Annotated in this window: 13 protein-coding genes; 9 read left to right on the forward strand and 4 right to left on the reverse strand. The window is 58.3% G+C overall.

Annotation, left to right across the window (positions count from 1 at the left end; translation table 11 throughout):
• The first annotated feature begins 3 nt into the window (after nt 1-3).
• Together FIV46_RS13510 and FIV46_RS13515 are read left to right on the forward strand one after the other, a co-directional pair.
• Complete coding sequence (locus FIV46_RS13510) at nt 4-1,287, forward strand: adenosylmethionine--8-amino-7-oxononanoate transaminase (RefSeq protein WP_139941541.1); 1,284 nt, start codon at nt 4-6, stop codon at nt 1,285-1,287.
• 24 nt (nt 1,288-1,311) lie between these two features.
• Complete coding sequence (locus FIV46_RS13515) at nt 1,312-3,093, forward strand: aminopeptidase P family protein (RefSeq protein WP_139941474.1); 1,782 nt, start codon at nt 1,312-1,314, stop codon at nt 3,091-3,093.
• Nucleotides 3,094-3,102: 9 nt separating this feature from the next.
• On the opposite strand, the gene FIV46_RS13520 is transcribed toward FIV46_RS13515, so the two are convergent.
• Nucleotides 3,103-4,002, reverse strand: coding sequence for a LysR family transcriptional regulator (locus FIV46_RS13520; protein ID WP_139941475.1), 900 nt, complete (start codon nt 4,000-4,002; stop codon nt 3,103-3,105).
• Between the two features lie 142 nt (nt 4,003-4,144).
• Between FIV46_RS13520 and FIV46_RS13525 the strand changes: the two genes are divergently transcribed.
• Genes FIV46_RS13525 through mmsB form a run of 4 tightly spaced genes read left to right on the forward strand, consistent with a single transcriptional unit; the run spans nt 4,145 to nt 8,807 of the window.
• On the forward strand, nt 4,145-5,641 hold the full coding sequence (locus tag FIV46_RS13525) for a CoA-acylating methylmalonate-semialdehyde dehydrogenase (protein ID WP_139941476.1): 1,497 nt from the start codon (nt 4,145-4,147) through the stop codon (nt 5,639-5,641).
• 33 nt (nt 5,642-5,674) lie between these two features.
• On the forward strand, nt 5,675-6,817 hold the full coding sequence (locus FIV46_RS13530) for an isobutyryl-CoA dehydrogenase (protein WP_139941477.1): 1,143 nt from the start codon (nt 5,675-5,677) through the stop codon (nt 6,815-6,817).
• Between the two features lie 10 nt (nt 6,818-6,827).
• The gene (locus FIV46_RS13535; protein WP_139941478.1) at nt 6,828-7,886 is read left to right on the forward strand and encodes an enoyl-CoA hydratase/isomerase family protein; all 1,059 of its coding nucleotides are present in this window, start codon (nt 6,828-6,830) and stop codon (nt 7,884-7,886) included.
• Between the two features lie 27 nt (nt 7,887-7,913).
• Nucleotides 7,914-8,807 (forward strand): 3-hydroxyisobutyrate dehydrogenase, encoded by an 894-nt coding sequence (gene mmsB / locus FIV46_RS13540; protein ID WP_139941479.1) that lies wholly within the window; start codon nt 7,914-7,916, stop codon nt 8,805-8,807.
• A gap of 4 nt (nt 8,808-8,811) precedes the next feature.
• Here the strand turns inward: mmsB and FIV46_RS13545 are convergent, their stop codons facing one another.
• Nucleotides 8,812-9,126: a 2Fe-2S iron-sulfur cluster-binding protein gene (locus tag FIV46_RS13545; protein WP_139941480.1), complete on the reverse strand. Its 315-nt coding sequence runs from the start codon at nt 9,124-9,126 to the stop codon at nt 8,812-8,814.
• Nucleotides 9,127-9,189: 63 nt separating this feature from the next.
• Nucleotides 9,190-9,675, reverse strand: coding sequence for an Lrp/AsnC ligand binding domain-containing protein (locus FIV46_RS13550; RefSeq protein ID WP_139941481.1), 486 nt, complete (start codon nt 9,673-9,675; stop codon nt 9,190-9,192).
• Nucleotides 9,676-10,498: 823 nt separating this feature from the next.
• On the opposite strand from FIV46_RS13550, the gene FIV46_RS13555 reads away from it, so the two are divergent.
• Nucleotides 10,499-11,878, forward strand: coding sequence for an L-serine ammonia-lyase (locus FIV46_RS13555; RefSeq protein WP_139941482.1), 1,380 nt, complete (start codon nt 10,499-10,501; stop codon nt 11,876-11,878).
• 131 nt (nt 11,879-12,009) lie between these two features.
• Nucleotides 12,010-15,189 carry a bifunctional proline dehydrogenase/L-glutamate gamma-semialdehyde dehydrogenase PutA gene (gene putA / locus FIV46_RS13560; protein WP_139941483.1) on the forward strand — a complete coding sequence of 1,060 codons (3,180 nt, stop codon included), beginning with the start codon at nt 12,010-12,012 and terminating at the stop codon, nt 15,187-15,189.
• Nucleotides 15,190-15,262: 73 nt separating this feature from the next.
• Here putA and FIV46_RS13565 read toward each other — a convergent pair whose 3' ends face one another.
• The gene (locus FIV46_RS13565; RefSeq protein WP_139941484.1) at nt 15,263-18,229 is read right to left on the reverse strand and encodes a TonB-dependent receptor plug domain-containing protein; all 2,967 of its coding nucleotides are present in this window, start codon (nt 18,227-18,229) and stop codon (nt 15,263-15,265) included.
• Nucleotides 18,230-18,343: 114 nt separating this feature from the next.
• Here FIV46_RS13565 and FIV46_RS13570 point away from each other — a divergent pair, with 114 nt between their 5' ends.
• Nucleotides 18,344-19,960 carry a tetratricopeptide repeat-containing sulfotransferase family protein gene (locus FIV46_RS13570; RefSeq protein WP_139941485.1) on the forward strand — a complete coding sequence of 539 codons (1,617 nt, stop codon included), beginning with the start codon at nt 18,344-18,346 and terminating at the stop codon, nt 19,958-19,960.
• Nucleotides 19,961-19,988: the final 28 nt, after the last annotated feature.

Genomic DNA, 19,988 nt, shown 5'->3' on the forward strand with positions numbered 1-19,988 from the left:
GAGCTGAGCGCGGATCTTCCGGAATGGTACCGGGAAGGCTATGACAATATCTGGCTGCCCTATACCCAGATGAAAACGGCGCCGGATGCCTTGCCGGTGGTCGGCACCGACGGGGTTTACCTGGAGCTGGCCGACGGCCGCAGGCTTCTTGACGGCATCGCCAGCTGGTGGACCGCCTGCCACGGCTATAACCATCCCGGCATGAAAGAGAAAATGAAGGCGCAGATCGACCGGATGTCCCATGTGATGCTGGGCGGCCTGGTCCATGAGGGGGCGCTTGACCTGTCGCGGCGGCTGGCAGGGCTTCTGCCCGGCGACCTTAATCACGTCTTTTTTTCCGAATCCGGATCGGTCTCCGTGGAAATCGCCCTGAAGATGGCGGTGCAGTTCTGGCTCAACCAGGGTATCGAAGGCCGGGCCCGCTTTGTCGGGTTCAAGGCCGGCTATCACGGGGATACCTCTGCCGCCATGTCGGTGGGCGACAGCGACGACGGCATGCACAAGGCGTTCGGCGGCTACCTGCAGCAGCAGTATATCCGCGCCCTGCCGGAAACAGCGGAGGACCTGGCCGAGCTGGAGCAGTTCCTTTGTGAAAACCGGAACAGCATCGCCGGGGTGATTATGGAGCCGCTGATCCAGGGCGCGGGAGGCATGAAGTTTCACGAGGCGGAAATTCTCAAAGGCATTGCCGAGGCCTGTCATAAAGCCGATGTGCTGTTCATCCTCGACGAGATTTTTACCGGCTTCGGCCGCACCGGCACCATGTTTGCCTGTGAGCAGGCGGAGGTGGTGCCTGACATTATCTGTCTCGGCAAGGCGCTGACCGCCGGCACCGTGGCCATGGCGGCGACGGTGGCGACCGACCGGGTGTATGAGGCCTTTCTGTCCGATGACCCGGATAAGGCCTTCATGCATGGCCCCACCTATATGGCCAACCCGCTGGCCTGTGCCGCCGCCAATGCCTCGCTGGACATTTTCGAGGAAGAACCGGTGCTGGACCGGGTGAAAAAGATCGAGGGCCATCTGACCCAGAGCTTTGCCCAGTTCCGGGACAAGCCCGGGGTGGTGGATGTGCGGGTCAAGGGGGCGGTGGCGGTGATCCAGCTGGAAAAGATCGAGGATACCGCCAAAATGCGTGAGGAATTCGTCCGGGAAGGCGTCTGGGTCCGGCCTCTGGGCGATGTCATTTACGTCACGCCGGCCCTCAGTATCGAGCCGGCACAGATCTCGGCATTGACAGAAGCCATCGACAATGTTCTTAATAGAAATTCTTGGAATAGCTTCTGACCTTCGAATTGGGGACAGTGTTGTATGACAAAAGGGCGTTTACTGGCTCTCAGACAGCAGTTGCGTGATCTGGGGCTCCAGGGGTTTGTCGTCCCTCACGCGGACGAACACCAGAATGAATATACACCGGCCAATGCGGAACGGCTGGCCTGGCTGACCGGTTTTACCGGTTCGGCGGGACAAGCGGCGCTTACCATGTCTGAAGGGGCCATCTTTGTCGATGGCCGCTACACGCTGCAGGTGCGCCAGCAAACCGACAAACGCCAGTTTGCGCCTCTGGACCTTTTTGAGGACAAGATCGAAGACTGGCTGGCGGAACGGGTGAAAAAGGGGGATCGAATCGGCTATGATCCCTGGCTCCATACCCGGGAGTGGATCGGCAAGGTTTCTGATAAGCTGTCGGAAAAAGGGGCAGAACTCCTGCCCGTGGACGAAAATCCCATCGACCAGGTCTGGCAGGGCCGACCGGCGGATTCCGATGCGCCTGCGGTTTCCCATCCCACCGAATATTCCGGCGAAGAGTCCCGGCACAAGCGGGAAAGGATCGCGGCGGACACAAAGACCAAAGGTGCCGATGCCGTGGTCCTGACAATGCTCGACTCTATTGCCTGGCTGTTTAATATCCGCGGTAGCGATGTGGCGCATACCCCGCTGGTCTCCAGCTATGCCATTCTGTTTGCGGACGGGTCGGCCACGCTTTTCATTGATCCCGGCAAAGTGGACGAAGATCTGAAAGGCTTTCTCGGCAAGCAGGTGAAACTGGCGGACAAGTCAGATTTTATCGACCACCTGAAAAAACTGAAACAGAAAAAGGTTTGTGTCGATCCCAAGCGCACACACGCTGCTGTCTTTGAAATTCTGGAAAAAGCGGGTGCCAAACTTATTCCCGCCGATGATCCCTGCGTTCTGCCCAAGGCGATGAAAAATGAGGCGGAGATCACGGGGACCCGCAATGCCCACAACCGGGATGCCATCGCCGTCTGCAAGTTCCTGGCCTGGCTCGACGAAATGGGACCAAAGGGCGAGATCGACGAAATAGATGCCGAGGAAAAGCTTCTGTCTTTCCGCCAGGAGCAGCCTTTGTTTAAAGATACCAGTTTCGGCACCATCTCCGGGGCCGGGCCCAACGGGGCGATCGTCCACTACCGGGCGACGGAACAGAGCCGGCGCAAGCTTGAGCCTGACATGCTGTATCTGGTGGATAGCGGCGGCCAGTATCTGGACGGCACCACGGATATTACCCGGACAGTGATTATCGGCACGCCGACGGAGGAGCAGAAAGACCGCTTCACCCGGGTCCTGAAGGGGCATATCGCTCTGGCCCAGGCCAGGTTCCCCCATGGCCGCTCCGGCGCTCACCTGGACAGCCTGGCCCGCAAGCCGTTGTGGGATGTGGGGCTGGATTACAATCATGGCACCGGCCACGGCGTCGGCAGCTACCTGGGCGTCCATGAAGGCCCGCAGAGCATTTCCCGGCTTGGCTTCAATGTGCCCCTGGAGCCGGGTATGATCCTGTCCAACGAGCCCGGCTATTACAAGGAAGGCGAATATGGCATCCGGATCGAAAATCTCGTGCTGGTGCGGGAACGAAAATTCGAAGAAGAAGAGCAGCCCATGCTCAGTTTCGAAACCCTGACCCATGTGCCGATCGACAAGCGGCTGGTCAACGCCTATATGATGACAACGCCCGAAATCACCTGGTTCAATATCTATCACGCCCAGGTCCGGGAAATTGTCGGTCCCCATCTGTCCGGCAAGGAAAAGGACTGGCTGATGAAAGCGACCGAATCCCTGGTGGTCCTGTAGAGTGATCCTCTAGCTTTCCCTGCCGAGCATCAGCGATTGTTTGTCCCGGAACAGGTCGGTGAGGAAGCCGCAGACCGCATCGATCCGGGCGACCTTGCGCAGGTCTTCATGCACCATCAGCCAGTATTGCCGCTCGACAAAGATCTGTTCCGGCAGAACAGGCGTCAGCCCGGCCTTGTCCCCGACCATGAAGCAATGGACCATGGCAAGACCGACGCCACTGAGCGCGGCCCGGTATTGCGCCATCACATTGGTGCTGCGGAATATGATATGAGGGCTGCGGAAAAGTTCTTCCATGAAACGGAGCTCCGGCATCTGGATCAGGTCATCGATATAACCGATGAAGTCATGACCGGCGAGGTCGTCAGCCGTCTCTATCGGCGGATGGTTCGCCAGGTAGGATGGCGCGCCATAAAGCCTGAGCCGGTAATCGCCAAGCTTCCACGCCACCAGCCGGCCTGATGAGGGGCGCGCCAGGGTGATGGCAATGTCGGCTTCCCGTTTCGAAAGGCTGGTCTGCCGGGTTTCGGCCACCAGCTCCAGTTCAATATCCGGATATTTCTGCCGGAACTGGTCCATGTTGGGGGCGATCACGTTGATGCCGACCGCTTCCGGTGCGGCAAGGCGCACGGTGCCCGAAAAACTGGCGTCTTTGCCGGAAATGCTCTGATACAGGCTGGTGGACTGGGCCTCCATCTGTTCGGCCAAAGGCAGCAGCCGCAGACCCGCGTCGGTCAGCTGGTAGCCCCGCGGGGATTTATCGAACAGCCGGGCGTTGAGCGCCTCTTCCAGTGCCGTGATCCGGCGGCTGACGGTGGTATGATCCACATGCAGGCGGCGGGCCGCTTCCACCAGCTTGCCGCGCCGGGAAAGTTCGAGAAAAAACTTGAGATCGTTCCAGTTATACATGCCTGATCCATTGTGCAAAAATGCAGAACAAGTGTGAATAATATAATATGGATATGCAAAATTGTCGCTATTAAAATCCCCTGGTCAATGAATAAAGGAAACTGCCGCCAAGGCAGGGTGGCTTTCAATCTGGAGAGACAGAATGGTCAAGGAATATACGCATTATATCAATGGTGAACATGTAGCCGGCAAAAGCGGCCGGTTCCAGGATGTTTTCAACCCCAGCACGGGCGAAGTTTCCGCCAAAACACCGCTGGCGACAACGGCCGAAGTGGAAGAGGCCATCGCCGCTGCTCAGGCGGCGTTTCCGGAATGGTCCGCCACCTCCATCGTCCAGCGTTCCCGCATCATGACCCGCTTTACCCAGCTGTTGTATGAAAAACAGCCGGAGCTGGCCGAACTGGTGTCCCGGGAACACGGTAAGGTGATCGAGGACGCCATGGGGTCCGTGCTGCGCGGTATTGAAGTGGCCGAGTTCGCCTGCGGCATCCCGCACCTGCAAAAGGGCGAGTTCTCGGACAATGCGTCCCGCGAGATCGACATTTTCAGCATGCGCAAGCCGCTGGGCGTTGTCGCCGGGATCACCCCGTTCAACTTCCCGGCCATGATCCCGCTGTGGATGGCCTGCATGGCCATGGTCACCGGCAACACGGTGGTCCTCAAGCCGTCCGAAAAAGACCCGGGCTGCCCGATGCGCCTGGCCGAGCTTTGGGTCGAGGCCGGCGGCCCCAAAGGCGTGCTCAATGTGGTCAACGGCGACAAGGAAGCGGTCGATTGCCTGCTCACCGACGAGCGGATCAAGGCGGTGAGCTTTGTCGGTTCAACCGCCATCGCCAAATATGTCTACGCAACGGCGACCGCCCACGGCAAACGCTGCCAGGCCATGGGCGGGGCCAAGAACCATATGCTGATCATGCCCGATGCGGACCTGGAAAATGTGGCCAACGCCCTGATGGGGGCTGCCTATGGCTCTGCCGGGGAGCGCTGTATGGCCATCTCCGTCGGCGTCTGTGTCGGCGATGAAGTGGCCGACCGGCTGGTGGAAATGCTGAAACCGCGGGTGGAGGCGCTGAAAATCGGCCCGAGCCTGGAGCGTGATCTGGAAATGGGGCCGCTGGTGACCGCTGAACATCGCCAGAAAGTAATGAACTATATCCAGATGGGCGTCGAAGAAGGCGCCGAGCTGGTGGTGGACGGCCGCGGGTTCTCGGTCCCCGGACATGACAACGGTTTCTTCCTTGGCGGCAGCCTGTTTGACCGGGTCAAGCCGGACATGAAATCCTACAAGGATGAGATTTTCGGCCCCGTGCTGCAGCTGGTGCGTGTGCAAAGCTTCGAGGAAGGCATGGCGCTGGCAAGCGACCATGAATATGGCAACGGCACCTCAATCTTTACCCACAATGGTGCGGCCGCCCGCACCTATGCCGACAAAGTTGAAGTGGGTATGGTCGGCATCAACGTGCCGATCCCGGTGCCGCTGGCCTTCCACAGCTTCGGCGGCTGGAAACAGTCTGCGTTTGGCGACCATAACCAGTTCGGCATGGAAGCGGTACGCTTCTATACCAAGGTGAAAACCATCACCTCGCGCTGGCCGAGCAGCATCATCGAGACAGATTTTTCTATTCCAACCCTGAAATAATCGTCTAGACTCAGCAAAAAGAGGGATTGCAAAATGGACTTTTATTTTACAGAAGAACAGCGGGCCATGCAGGATATGGCCCGTGACTTTGCGGAAAATGAACTGGCGCCCTTTGCGGCGGAGTGGGACCGGGATCACCATTTCCCGGTCGACAAGCTGCGCAAGGCGGCGGAACTCGGCCTGGCGGGGATTTACACCCGCGAAGATGTGGGCGGATCCGAACTCACCCGGCTCGATGCCGCCATCATTTTCGAGGAACTGTCCAAGGGCTGCACCTCCACGGCGGCCTACCTCACCATTCACAATATGGTGACCTGGATGATCGACAGCTTCGGCTCCGAGGAAACCCGGCAGAAATACTGCCCGCGCCTCACCACCATGGAACTGGTCGGCAGCTACTGCCTGACCGAGCCGGGCGCTGGCTCAGACGCGGCCTCGCTCAAGACCAAGGCGGTGCGCGATGGTGACCATTACGTGCTCAACGGCTCCAAGGCGTTCATTTCCGGCGGCGGTTTTTCCGATGTTTACGTGGTCATGGTGCGCACTGGCGAGGAAGGCCCCAAAGGCATCAGCGCCATTGTCGTCGAAAAAGGCACCGAAGGCCTGAGCTTTGGCGCCCGGGAACGCAAAATGGGCTGGAACAGCCAGCCGACGGCCATGGTCATGTTCGACAACTGCCGGGTGCCGGCGGAAAACCTGCTTGGCCGGGAAGGCGAAGGCTTCAAATTCGCCATGAAGGGCCTGGACGGCGGTCGTCTCAATATCGGCGCCTGTTCGCTCGGCGCGGCGCAGGCCTGCCTCGACCTGAGCCTCACCTACATGGGTGACCGCAAACAGTTTGGCCGTTCTCTGGACAGCTTCCAGGCGTTGCAGTTCCGCATTGCCGACATGGCGACCGAGCTGGAAGCGGCCCGCTTGCTTTTGCACAAGGCGGCGCAGAAGGTGACGGAAGGGGCGCATGATGCGACCAAGTTTGCCGCCATGGCCAAGCGCCTGGCAACTGACACCGGCTTCAAGGTGGTCAACGAGGCCCTGCAGCTGCATGGCGGCTATGGCTACCTCAACGATTATCCGCTGGAACGCTTCCTGCGGGACGTGCGGGTGCACCAGATCCTGGAAGGCACCAATGAGGTGATGCGCCTGATCATTTCCCGCCAGCTGATGGCGGAACGATAGGAGAGTGGGGATGACGACGGACGCGGAAATCCTGTTTGAGGTCAAGGGCCGCATCGGCTGTGTTCTCCTCAATCGGCCCAGGGCGCTCAATGCGCTCAGCACCGACATGTGCGCCAAAATGGAGGCGCAGCTGGCCGAATGGGCGGAAGACGACGCCATTGCCGCCGTGCTGGTGGAAGGCGCCGGGGACAAGGCCTTCTGCGCCGGCGGGGACGTGCGCACCCTGGCGGAAAACGGGCCCGATCACAGCGGCCCGGCGGAAGCCTTTTTCGCCACCGAATACCGGATGAACGCCCGCATCTTCCATTTCCCCAAGCCCTATATCTCTTTCCTCGACGGCATTACCATGGGCGGCGGGGTCGGCATTTCCGTGCATGGTTCGCACCGTATTGTCGGCGACAAGACATTGTTTGCCATGCCCGAAACCGGAATCGGCCTGATTCCTGATGTGGGCGGCAGCTACTTCCTGCCCCGCCTGCCGGGCAGGCTGGGGGTTTACCTCGGTCTGACCGGGGCGCGGCTCAAGGCGGCCGATTGTCTTTATACCGGCATCGGGACGGCCTATGTGCCGTCCGACCGGCTCGAAGCCCTCAAGGCGGCACTGGTGGAGGCTGATCTGGAAACTCCGGAAGAAGTGGACCAGATTATCGGCGCCTTCGCCGAGCAGGCCGGTGACGCGCCGCTCGATGAATTCCGCGACCTGATCGACGCCGCCTTTGCGGAAACCACAGTGGAAGACATTTGTGATCACCTCGGCGCCATCGATCATTCCTGGGCCGGAACGACACTTGAGACGATTGGCAAAATGTCGCCGACCAGCCTCAAGCTGACGCTGGAACAGCTGCTGCGCGGCGCGGGGATGGAATTTGATGACTGCATGCGTATGGAATACCGGCTGGTCAATCATATCGTGACCTATCAGAGCGACTTCTTCGAGGGCATCCGAGCGGTTCTGATCGACCGGGACAATTCCCCCGTATGGTCCCCGGCTTCCCTGCAGGACGTCAGCGAAGACCATGTCCTGAAACATTTTGAGTCCCTGGGCGACCGGGAACTCAACCTTCAATAAACAGTTTATAGATCTGGGAGACATAACATGGCGACGGTGGCATTCATTGGTTTGGGCAATATGGGCGGCGGCATGGCCGCCAATCTGATCAAGGCCGGTCACACCCTCAAGGTGTTCGACCTGAACGAGGCGGCCATGGCGGCGCTGCAAGAGCAGGGCGCGGCGCCGGCAGGATCGGTTGCAGAAGCGGTCACCGATGTGGACGCGGTGGTGACCATGTTGCCGGCCGGGCAGCATGTTAAATCCGTTTATCTGGGGGATGACGGCATCCTGAAGAATATTCCTGCCGACACGATCCTGATGGATTGTTCCACCATTGATGTGGCCAGCGCCCGCGAGGTGATCGCCGCAGCGGCCGAGGCAGGTTTTGCCATGGTGGATGCGCCGGTGTCGGGCGGTGTGGCGGCGGCCGCCGCCGGCACGCTGACGTTCATGGTCGGCGGCACTGACGATGCGTTTGAGGCGGCGAAAACCTATCTCGACGCCATGGGCGCCAACATCATCCATGCCGGGGACGCCGGGGCCGGTCAGGCGGCCAAGATCTGTAACAATATGATGCTGGGCATCCAGATGATTTCGGTGTCCGAGGCCTTTGTGCTGGCGGAGAAACTGGGCCTGGAGGCGCAGAAGCTGTTTGATATTTCGTCCAGGGCGTCCGGTCAGTGCTGGTCCCTGACCTCCTATTGCCCGGTGCCGGGCCCGGTGCCGACATCACCGGCCAACAATGACTATAATCCGGGGTTTGCCGCCGCAATGATGCTCAAGGACCTGCGGCTTGCCAATGACGCGGCGGAAGGGTGTGGGGCCTCGACGCCGCTCGGCCATCTGGCGGAACAGCTTTATACGGCTTTTTCAGACGAAGGAAATGCCGGAAAGGATTTTTCCGGCATCATCAATATGCTTCGGGAAGAAAAGCTTTAGCCGCTTACATTTCCGGAACTGTTACTTCCATGCCTTCCAGGGCAGGAGTCACCTCGATCTGACAGCTGAGGCGGCTGTTTTCTTCGTGGTTATCCAGAAAATCAAGCAGGGCTTCTTCGTCTTCGCTTGGCTTGCCGGTGGCTTCCTTGAAGGCGTCCGGTACAATCACATGGCAGGTGGCGCAGGCACAGGCGCCGCCGCAATCGGCATCAATGCCGGGAACGCTGTTGTTGACGGCGGCTTCCATCAAAGTTGTGCCGTCTTCTGCGTCTACTTCAATGCGCTCATCATCGGCCGTGATGAATGTTACTTTTGTCATAAACCCAAACTCCAATCCTTGTGGCTTTTATGATGACTGATATAGGGGCTTTCTGCGCCGGGATCAAGCTTTTGGAACCGTAATCGCGCTGGTAGCCTTGACTTCCTCCATCGCCACATAGGTATGGGTGGTGCTGACGTCTTTGATGGCGGATAATTTTTCCCCGAGAAAACGGCGATAGTGTTCCATGTCCCGGGTCCGGACCTTGATCAGGTAATCAAAGCCGCCGGCCACCATATGGCATTCCTGGACTTCTTCCATGCGCATGACTTCCTCGCGGAAATTATCCAGCGCCCGGGTGGTGGTGCGGTCCAGGGACACTTCGATGAAGGATACCAGGGCCGCATCCAGCAGCTTGGGGTCCAGCAGGGCAACATAGCCCCGGATATAGCCTTCCCGCTCCAGGCGCTTGACCCGTTCCAGGCAGGGCGTGGGGCTGAGATTGACTTTCTGGGCAAGCTTGACGTTGGGAATACGGCCTTCTTCCTGAAGGACCGAAAGAATTTTGCGGTCGATACGGTCCAGTCGCTTCGAGTGATCTGTTGTCATAGTTCTTTATACTGATTTCTAAGTGGTTATGTAGATATTATTCTGAATTTTTTTGCATTATAGCAACATATCCTGTGGGTTTAAAGATAATCTGTAGGCGAATCATAATTTTGTATACAATTTATAAATTATGATTGGATGTTCCCGAAAGGGAACTGCATGGTGACAGGACAGTGGCATTACATCTGTCCAACACGAGGAACCCTGCACGTCCGCGAAATAGATATGGTGGGTGGCTTTGTCACTGTATCTTAGAAGGTTATTGTGGAATGGACCCTCCCTCCATTCCTTCAGGTGGCACTCAAAACCTTTGTTGTGGCTTGCGGACGTGCAGGTTCTACTCTTTCTCCTAAATACTGACTCTCAGGCCTTTTCTGCGGAAAAGGCCTTTTTTCTGCGTGTGTTGTCCGCTACTGCCCAACCTTGTCCGGCTGCGATCGGAATAATTTCCCGTTTTGATGTTCAAGAACGATATTTTTCGCCGGAAGTCACAGGGTAACTGTTACAAAACATCTTATTTTCGGGAATACACACTATTTTTGTTGAAAATTACACTCAGGGGAGTAGTCTGAACTTATTAGATTCCGCAGTGCAGCAAAACGTGAGTGTAAAACGATGGGTGAGGAAACTATTGAAGTGCTGGCACGGCAGTTGGTCCGTCGGATGGGACGGTCCCAGGCCATACAGATCTGCCAGGCGAATAAATGGTTTCGGGTTCTGGATTATATCCGGGCCATTGATAAAGGGCTCGTTGCCAAATAAGTAACGGAAGCTCGGGGTTTAAACCGGCCGCTATTTGGCACGTCTGAATATAGGGTGGTTTATGTTTCTGAGCACATTTGACCTCTTCAAGGTCGGTATAGGTCCGTCCAGTTCCCATACGGTCGGCCCCATGATTGCCGCCAAAAGATTTCTCGACAATTTGAATAGCGCCGGCAAGCTGCAGGAGATTGTCTCCCTGCAGGTCAGCCTTTATGGCTCGCTCGCCCTGACAGGCAAGGGGCATGCCACGGACCGCGCGCTTCTGCTTGGCCTGTCCGGCCATGACCCTGCCACCATTGACCCGGAGATCATCGACGGCTGTCTCGACGCCATTCGTGGTGAAAAGCAGGTCAAGCTGCTGGGGCGGTGCCGGGTTGCCTTTGATGAAACACGGGATATTCACTTCAGGATGGACGAACTGTTGCCGCACCACAGCAACGGTATGGAATTCACCGCCTTTGACAAGGCTGGCGAGCAGCTGGCCCGGGAGGCGTTTTATTCGGTCGGCGGCGGCTTTGTCGTCTCGGAACAGGAACTGGGCAGCAATTATCCGGCGCCGGTGCAGGGCCCGGTGCCTTATCCGTTCGATCATGCGTCGGACCTGCTGGCCACCTGCAGGGATAACAAGCTGCGTATTTCCGACCTGATGCTGGCCAATGAAATGACCCTGCAGCCGAAAAAGAAAGTGCTGGCGGGACTGGATCACCTCTATGGGGTCATGGAGGCCTGCATTGACCGCGGCTGCGCACAGGAGGGCATACTGCCCGGCGGCCTGAAAGTGGAACGCCGGGCCAAACGGCTCTATGGCGACCTGCAGAAGGGTATGGAAAAACAGCTGCGCGATCCGGCCATCATCATGGACTGGATCAACCTCTGGGCTCTGGCGGTAAATGAGGAAAATGCGGCCGGCGGGCGGGTGGTGACGGCGCCGACCAATGGCGCGGCCGGGATCCTTCCGGCGGTGCTGCGCTATTTTGACCGCTTTTATAACCAGAAGGGCCGGGAAGGCATTCATTGTTTTCTGCTGACGGCAGCGGCGATCGGCTCGCTGTACAAGAAAAACGCCTCCATCTCCGGCGCCGAAGTGGGCTGCCAGGGAGAAGTCGGGGTGGCCTGCTCCATGGCGGCCGGCGGGTTGGCGGCGGCGCTTGGCGGCAGCAACGAGCAGGTGGAGAATGCCGCCGAGATCGGCATGGAGCATAACCTCGGCCTGACCTGTGATCCCGTGGGCGGCCTGGTGCAGGTGCCCTGTATCGAACGCAACGCCATGGGCGCGATCAAGGCGGTGGATGCGGCGCGCCTCGCGCTGCGCGGGGATGGCCGCCATATGGTTTCCCTGGACCGGGTCATTGAAACCATGCGCCAGACCGGCCGGGACATGCAGGAAAAATACAAGGAAACCTCGAAAGGCGGCCTGGCGGTCAATATGGTTGAATGCTGATAGTCATTTATTCTGGTAATTATCGTTTTTTATAGAAAAAAAACCGACTAATTTGAAAAAATGGCGACATATATCGCTAAATAGATAGTAAAATCCGTGAAAACAGTCTTCATGTATTCAAGGAGTGGACTATGTATGACCTGACCCCGTCGGAGGATATTCCGGTTCGGTCGCTGGACGAGATCAGAACGGCACTGCGCCAGGCCCAGCACAGGGACGAGGAGCAAGCGATCGCCAACCTGTTTCGGGCGTCCGGCCTGACCAATGCCGCCCGCGAGCGTATCGTCGAGACCGCCCGGGCGCTGGTCAGTGAATCCCGGGAAAAAAGTGACGACCAGGGCACCATGGATTACTTCCTGCAGGAATTCGGCCTGTCCAACCGGGAAGGTGTGGCGCTGATGTGCCTGGCCGAGGCCCTGCTCAGGGTGCCCGATGGGGATACCGCCGACCGGCTGATTTCCGAGAAAATGCGCTCCGGCGAATGGTCCAGTCATCTGGGGCATTCGGATTCCCTGCTGGTCAATGCTTCGACCTGGGGACTGATGCTGACCGGTCGCGTGGTGGAACTGGGCGAAGAGGCCCATAAAAATCCCTCCAAATGGATGGGGAAGATCATCTCCCGCAGCGGGGAGCCGGTGATCCGTTCCGCTGTTACCCAGGCCATGAAAATTATGGGCAACCAGTATGTGCTGGGCCGCTCCATCAAGGAGGCCACTGACCGGGGGCATAAGCTCAACCAGCCTGGGACCCGCTTCTCCTTTGATATGCTGGGCGAAGGCGCCCGCACCATGGCCGATGCGGACCGTTATTTCCGGGCCTATATGGAGGCCATCGAGAAAATCAGCGCCGCCAACGGCCAGCCCAGCGTGATTGAAGCGGACGGTATTTCCGTCAAATTTTCCGCCCTCCATCCCCGCTATGAATTTGCCCGGCGGGAAACGGTGATGAGCGAAATGCTGCCGCGGATCGTGTCCCTGGCCGCCGCGGCCCGGGCTGGCGGCATCGGCTTTACCATTGATGCGGAGGAAGCAGAACGACTGGATATCTCGCTGGATATTTTCGAGCATCTGGCCCGCAATCCGGACCTTGCGGACTGGGACGGCCTCGGCCTGGTGATCCAGGCCTATCAAAAGCGCGCGCCCTATGTCATCGACTGGCTCACCGCCCTGGCGCGGGAGAGCAGCCGGCGTTTCATGGTCCGGCTGGTCAAGGGCGCTTATTGGGACAGTGAAATCAAGCATGCCCAGGAACTGGGGCTTGAGGACTATCCGGTCTATACCCGCAAACAGACCACGGACCTCAGTTACCAGATCTGTGCCGAACGGCTGATGGCAGCCCGGGACGTGATCTTCCCGCAATTTGCGACCCACAACGCCTATACCGTGGCCCTGGTGCTGGAACTGGCCAAAAAGGACCGCAACTTTGAATTCCAGCGCCTGCACGGCATGGGGCACCTGATGTATGACCAGCTGCGCAAGATGCTGGACGTGCCGGCGCCGCTCAGGGTCTATGCCCCGGTCGGAGCGCACAAGGACCTGTTGCCGTATCTGGTGCGGCGCCTGCTGGAAAACGGCGCCAACAGTTCCTTCGTCAACCGCTTCATGAACAAGACCATTTCGGTTGAGGAACTGATGCAGGATGTGCTGGCCCAGGTGGAAAAGGCCTCACCGCGCCGCCATCCCAATATTCCGAAGCCGGCGGATATCCTGTCCGCCTCCGGACGCGAGCCGGGCGCGCGCCGCAACAGCGCCGGCCTGGATCTGGCCGATCCGCTGGCAACGGAACAACTGCTGCAGGAAATGAATGAAGCCCGGACCGGGGAATGGCTGTCAGGACCCATCGTCGGCGGCGAGCTGTTGAAGCGGGATACCGTCGAGGTTATCAATCCGGCCAACCGTACAGAGATTGTCGGTCATGTCGGCGTGCCCACCGAAGTGGACATGGACAAGGCCTACAGCCTCGCCTGTTCGGCCCAGAAAGGCTGGGATGCAGTGGGCGGAGCCGCCCGGGCGGATATCCTGGACAAGGCGGCCGATCTGCTGGAAGAAAATATGAGCCGGCTGATGGGGCTGATTGCCCTCGAGGCTGGCCGCACGGTGGCGGATGGCCTGTCCGAGGTGCGCGAAGCGGTCGATTTCTGCCGCTACTACGCCCTGCAGGCACGGACGAATTTTGCCGACCCGAAGACCCTGCCGGGTCCGACCGGGGAGCTGAACCAGCTCAGCCTGCATGGCCGCGGCGTCTTTGTCTGTATCAGTCCGTGGAACTTCCCGCTGGCCATTTTCAGCGGCCAGGTGGCGGCGGCGCTGGCGGCTGGCAATGCGGTCATCGCCAAACCGGCGGAACAGACCCCGCTGATTGCCGCCGAGGCGGTGAAGCTGCTGCACCAGGCCGGGGTGCCGGGCGAGGTGCTGCACCTGATGCCCGGGGACGGCGCTACCGTTGGCGCGGGGTTGGTGGAAGACGCACGGCTTGGCGGAGTGGCCTTTACCGGTTCCACGGAGACGGCCAAAGCCATCAATATGGCCCTGGCCCGGCGTGACGGCCCGATTGTGCCGCTGGTTGCCGAGACCGGCGGCCAGAATGTGATGATTGTCGACAGCACGGCGCTGCCGGAACAGGTGGTGGATGATGTGCTGAGCTCCGCCTTCCAGTCGGCTGGCCAGCGCTGTTCCGCCCTGCGGGTGCTTTACCTGCAGAGCGAGATCGCCGACCAGGTGATCGAAATGCTCAAAGGTGCCGCCGCCTGCCTCACGCTCGGCGATCCCCTGCAGCTGTGCACTGATGTGGGGCCGGTGATTGACGAAGAGGCCAAAGCGATGCTGGAGCGGCATGTAGAACGCATGGACCGGGAAGCCTTCCCGGTATGTGCCCTGCCATTGCCGGAAGCTTATCCGGACGGCAGCTTCTTCGCGCCGCGCATTTATGAGATCGACCGCATCGGCCAGCTGGAGCGGGAGGTGTTCGGGCCGGTCCTGCATATTATCCGCTACAGGGCCGGTGACCTTGACAAGGTTCTGGACGAGGTGCGGGCCACCGGTTACGGCCTGACCCTCGGCGTGCACAGCCGGATCGAAGGCCGGGCGCAGGAGATCTTTGACAAACTTAATGTGGGCAACACCTATGTGAACCGCAATATTGTCGGTGCGGTGGTTGGCGTGCAGCCGTTCGGCGGCCAAGGGCTCAGTGGCACCGGCCCCAAGGCGGGCGGCCCCCACTACCTATATCGTTTCGCCTGCGAAAAGACCCTGACGATCAATACGGTGGCGACCGGCGGCAACATGGAATTGTTCAGCCTCAACGAAGACTAAAATTAAAAGATATTGGGTATAAAAAAACGGCGGGAAAATTCCCGCCGTTTCTCTTTTCGGTCTGTGTGGGTTCTTAGAACCTGGTGGTGACACCGAAGTAGAACCGTGTGCCCAGGGTGTCGTAAGTGGACGGATCCGTGTTGTTCTGGATGCCGTACAGTTCACCGATGAGCGGCGGTTTCTTGTCGAAGATATTTTCAACACCACCATAGATGTTCACGTTATCGGTTGCCTGGTAGCTCATGGACAGGTCAAAGTAGTTCCAGGCGCCGATTTCCTGGTTTTCAGGCACCTGACCTGTATCGTCACCAACCTGCAGGGTCGGATCGTCAGAGAAGTCGGAGCTCTTCATGCTGCCGATGTAGCGCCAGTCGATGTTGAACTGGAACGGACCGCTGGCATAGGAGAAGCGGGTTGTCGCTTTCCATTCCGGGGAAGTCCCGGACAGGGCGAACGGGTTGTTCCAGCAGGCATAAATGCCGGCACACTCAAGGAAGTCCTGGCCTTCTTCGGACTGGAACTTCATGGTCATCAGGTAGTTCCCGCGAACCATGATGCCGAGGGTTGCCGGCTCTTCGCCGATACCCATGCCATCCACCTCAAAGCTGTAATCGATCTGGAAATCGATGCCTTCGGTTTTGGCGGTTGCCAGGTTGGCAGAACCGATACGGTTGGCTTCCAGGTCTCCCAGCGGGTTACGCAGAATGGAGTTCTGACAATATTGACTGTTCAGGTCCATGGACGCGAAACACCCGTTGATATTACCCTGGGCGCTGCCGCCGAACAGGCCGATGGCATCGCTCAGCTTGATGTTGTAATAGTCAATGGTGACGTTCAGGCCTTCAACGGCTGACGGCTGGATAACTGCCCCCAGGGTGAAGGTGTCGGTGACTTCTTCCTGCAGGTCCGGACTGGAGGTGAAGAAGACTTCAGTCTGGCTGTCACCCTGGCTGAAGGTGTCGATCAGGCCGGCGGGTACACCCCAGGCCACGCAGAAGGCTTCCTGTTCCGGTGTCAGGCCGTTGGCAGAGTTACAGGGGTCCCGATAGGACGGGAAGCCCTGTGATTCACCGCCGAACAGTTCGTTGATGTTCGGGGCGCGCACCGCACGCTGATACTGACCGCGGATGCGGATATCAGAGATCGGCTGCCAGGTCAGGCCACCGGCATAGGTCCAGACACTGCCGACAGAGGAGTAGTCTGAGTAACGCAGGGCGCCGCTGGCTTCCAGAAGTTCAGCACCCGCTGTGTCGGACAGAATCGGAATGACCACTTCGCCGAAGACCTCGGAAACATGATAGCCGGCATCGGTGCCGACCTGGGCGTTAAAGCCGAGCAGGTCACCGGAAGCTGACGGCCAGTCCTGGGCGCCGGTGGCATTTTCTTCGCGGTAAGACGCACCGAAGGCGACGCCAAGGTCACCGGCCGGCAGTTCGGCGATGGTGCCGTTGATGATACCTTCAACGATGAACTGTTCGTAGGTGATGCGGGCCAGGGAATCCTGGGCGGTATAGGCCACCATGTCTTCGGTCATGGAGTCGTCACCCCAGATGTTGACCGGCACACAGCTCGGGTCCAGGGAGGTGTCATAATTACCGTCCGGGTCAAGCTGGGACAGACAGCGGACGGAGCCGTCGTTGGCAACACCGGCATTCAGGCCGTTGATGAAGCGGCTGGAAGAGGCGTCATTGAACAGCGCGTTGCTGTTGACTACCCGGCCATAGTTAACCGACACGTCATAGTTCCAGTTGTCGTCCACGTCGCCTTTCAGGCCGGTAACGATACGCAGGGAAGAAAATTCGGAATCTGCCAGACGCGGGCCGTTTTCCAGCAGGCGACGACGGACTTTGGACAGGAAGACGGTGCCGTCCCCTGCGGTAATGTCTTTGCCGCTGCCGTCATCCAGTGTGGCAAACAATGCTTTTGACCCATCCGTCAGATAGGGGTTGTCGGCATAGTTAAAGTGGAAATTCTTGATTTCCGCCGGGGTCGGCGCCAGCTGCTGCGGTGTATTATGCTGAACGAAAGAGATTTCCGCGTAGGCTGTGACATGTTCGTTTATGTCATAGTGACCGAGGGCCGCGGCAGAGAAACGTTCCTGCGGCAGCTGCAGGTAGTTCACCGGCATATAGTTATAGCCGAACGGATAGGGGTCGGCCGGAGCATCCGGGTCGGTCCAGGCCGGGACATTGCCGGTGAAAATATTCGGGGTGGCTTCCCCGTTCACAAAGCTAACGCCCAGGTTATCCGCGAAAGTGCTGGGAACGCGGGAAGAACCGCAGGGCTCAAGCACGGACGGCGTGGTGCCGGTGTAACAGTAGGCAGAATCACCGAGAGCCTGCTCACCGAAATCGCGTTCACCGGCAAACAGGCCGTTACGTTTGTTGTAACCAACATAGAGGACGGCGTTACCGCGGTCATCGGCAAAGTTGCTGCCGAGGGTGACGCTGGTGTTAAAGATTTCGGCATCGCCCTTGGCGGTCATGTCGTAGGAGGCGTCGAGCTCGACCCCTTCGAAGTCATCCTTGTAGATGAAGTTGACCACGCCGGAGATGGCGTCTGACCCGTATACGGCGGAAGCGCCGCCGGTCACTACTTCAACGCGTTCGACGAGGGACGTCGGAATCTGGTTGATGTCGACAATGCCGTCCAGGGTGGTCGGCACGTGACGACGGCCGTTGACCAGGACCAGGGTCCGGTTGGAACCGAGGCCGCGCAGGTCGATGGTGGCGGTGCCGTTCCCGGGGTTGTTGGAGGAACTTGTCAGGGCCGGCATCACCTGCGGCAGTTCGTTGAGAACCCGCTCGATATTGACGTTACCGGAAAGCTTGATTTCCTCGGATCCCATGACAGAAACCGGAGAGACGGAGGTCAGTTCCTTGCGGGCGATGCGTGAACCGGTCACGACCACCTCTTCAAAGACCATACCCTCTTCGGCTTCCTGGGCCTGTGCTGTCTGGTGTAGGGGGATGGTATGAAGGCCTGCTAAAACGAGTGCAGACACGCCATACCGAAGGCGTGTTGAAAATACGCTTTTCATTTCCTTTGCTCCTTAGGGTTTATAAATTTTCTTCTAGTAGTTCCCTTGACCCCCGGGAGCGCGGAATCCGCCAGTGGAGATGACAGAATTTATACAATTTTGTGATAAGCACGCATGACAAACGGGTTTACTTCACGGTATGTTGCCAGTTGGAAAACTTGGAAGGAGCCTTCTATTATCGACAGTCAAGCTCAAATTGCCCGTGAGATTCAGCTCGCCCGGCAACTGGCCGGGAGCGGCCGGGTCGAGGCTGCCATTACAAAACTGGAAGCATTGCTGGGGGCAGGTGAGCAGGCTGAACATCTACTCTGGCCCCTGGCAGAACTCTATATTTCCCAAGGTCGCTATGATGAGGCAATTGGACGATATGAAGAATATCTGCAGCTTTTTCCCAAAAAACCGGCGGTGGAATATAACCTTGCCTATCTCCTGAGGAAGCACCAGCGTTTTGAACCGGCGGTCCTGCATTACCAGCGGGCACTGGAACTCGGTATCGACCGGCCCGAGGAAGTTTATCTGAATATCGGGGTTATTTTCTCTGACTACCTCAGGAAGGAAGGGGAGGCCAGGCAGGCCCTGCTGAAGGCGTTGCAGATTAGCCCGGAGTATATCCCGGCGCTCTACAATCTGGCCAACCTTGATGAGCAGGAGGGCCGGTTGCCCGAGGCGGCAAAATTGTTCGAAAAAATCCTCCGTCTCGATCCGACATATTTCGAGGCATTGGCCAGACTTGCGGACCTGCACAGATTTGAAAATGCGAATGACGCCCTGATCGGGAAATTGCGCGACGCTGCGAAAAGCGGCCGGATGGACCCGTCCACCCGGATCAACCTGCTGTTCTCCCTTGGCAAAGCGCTAAACGACTGTGGCGTCTATGACGAAGCTTTTGCCAGCTACAGAATGGCCAATGATCTGGACCGGAGAAACCTTCCGGTCTATGACCGGGACGCGACGGAGAAATATGTGGATGACATCATCGACGTATTTTCCAGCGACTGGTTTGCCAGCCTGCCGGAAATCTCTGACGCCGAACCGGTCTTTATATGCGGCATGTTCCGGTCCGGCTCCACGCTGACCGAGCAGATTCTGGCCAGCCACCCGCGGGTCACCGCCGGTGGAGAGATTGAATATTTCCTCAAGGCGGTGCATGGCGACCTGAAACCTTTTCCGCAGAGCGTCCGTGCATTGCCCATGGCGCAACTATCGCAAATGGCGGGGGGCTATCTGCAGGTGCTGGAAAACAATTTTCCGGGCCATGATATGGTTACGGACAAACGTCCGGACAATATTCTTTGTATCGGCCTGATCAAGAGCCTTTTCCCCAAGGCGCGTATCCTGTTTACCCGGCGCAATCCACTGGATAATTGCCTGTCGGTTTATTTTATGCGACTGGGCCCACTGATGAACTATGCAACGGACCTTGGAAATATCGCCCATTACTACAAACAATGTGATCGCTTGTGGCGGCATTGGCAGGGTCTGTTTCCGGCCACCACGCATGAAGTTAACTACGATGAACTGGTAGAGACGCCAGAAGCGGTGACCAGGAAGCTTGTTGATGTCTGCGGGCTTGAATGGGACGAAAAATGCCTCGAGTTTCACAAATTGGAAAATGTGGTCAAGACCGGAAGCGTGCTGCAGGTGAGGCAGCCGCTTTACAAAAGCTCATCGGGCCGCTGGCGGCATTATGATCCCTGGCTGGGAAGCCTCAAGAAAATATTCCACAAATAAAAACGGCGGGAAATTTCCCGCCGTTTCT

This window comes from Emcibacter nanhaiensis (assembly GCF_006385175.1).
In the GTDB taxonomy this organism is placed as follows: Bacteria; Pseudomonadota; Alphaproteobacteria; order Sphingomonadales; family Emcibacteraceae; genus Emcibacter; species Emcibacter nanhaiensis.

Bases quoted from the DNA above. Each gene is read 5' to 3' on its own strand.
- FIV46_RS13515 (WP_139941474.1), top strand. From the start codon at position 1,312: ATGACAAAAGGGCGTTTACTGGCTCTCAGACAGCAGTTGCGTGATCTG.
- FIV46_RS13520 (WP_139941475.1), bottom strand. From the start codon at position 4,002: ATGTATAACTGGAACGATCTCAAGTTTTTTCTCGAACTTTCCCGGCGC.
- FIV46_RS13525 (WP_139941476.1), top strand. From the start codon at position 4,145: ATGGTCAAGGAATATACGCATTATATCAATGGTGAACATGTAGCCGGC.
- FIV46_RS13530 (WP_139941477.1), top strand. From the start codon at position 5,675: ATGGACTTTTATTTTACAGAAGAACAGCGGGCCATGCAGGATATGGCC.
- FIV46_RS13535 (WP_139941478.1), top strand. From the start codon at position 6,828: ATGACGACGGACGCGGAAATCCTGTTTGAGGTCAAGGGCCGCATCGGC.
- mmsB (WP_139941479.1), top strand. From the start codon at position 7,914: ATGGCGACGGTGGCATTCATTGGTTTGGGCAATATGGGCGGCGGCATG.
- FIV46_RS13545 (WP_139941480.1), bottom strand. From the start codon at position 9,126: ATGACAAAAGTAACATTCATCACGGCCGATGATGAGCGCATTGAAGTA.
- FIV46_RS13550 (WP_139941481.1), bottom strand. From the start codon at position 9,675: ATGACAACAGATCACTCGAAGCGACTGGACCGTATCGACCGCAAAATT.
- FIV46_RS13555 (WP_139941482.1), top strand. From the start codon at position 10,499: ATGTTTCTGAGCACATTTGACCTCTTCAAGGTCGGTATAGGTCCGTCC.
- putA (WP_139941483.1), top strand. From the start codon at position 12,010: ATGTATGACCTGACCCCGTCGGAGGATATTCCGGTTCGGTCGCTGGAC.
- FIV46_RS13565 (WP_139941484.1), bottom strand. From the start codon at position 18,229: ATGAAAAGCGTATTTTCAACACGCCTTCGGTATGGCGTGTCTGCACTC.
- FIV46_RS13570 (WP_139941485.1), top strand. From the start codon at position 18,344: ATGACAAACGGGTTTACTTCACGGTATGTTGCCAGTTGGAAAACTTGG.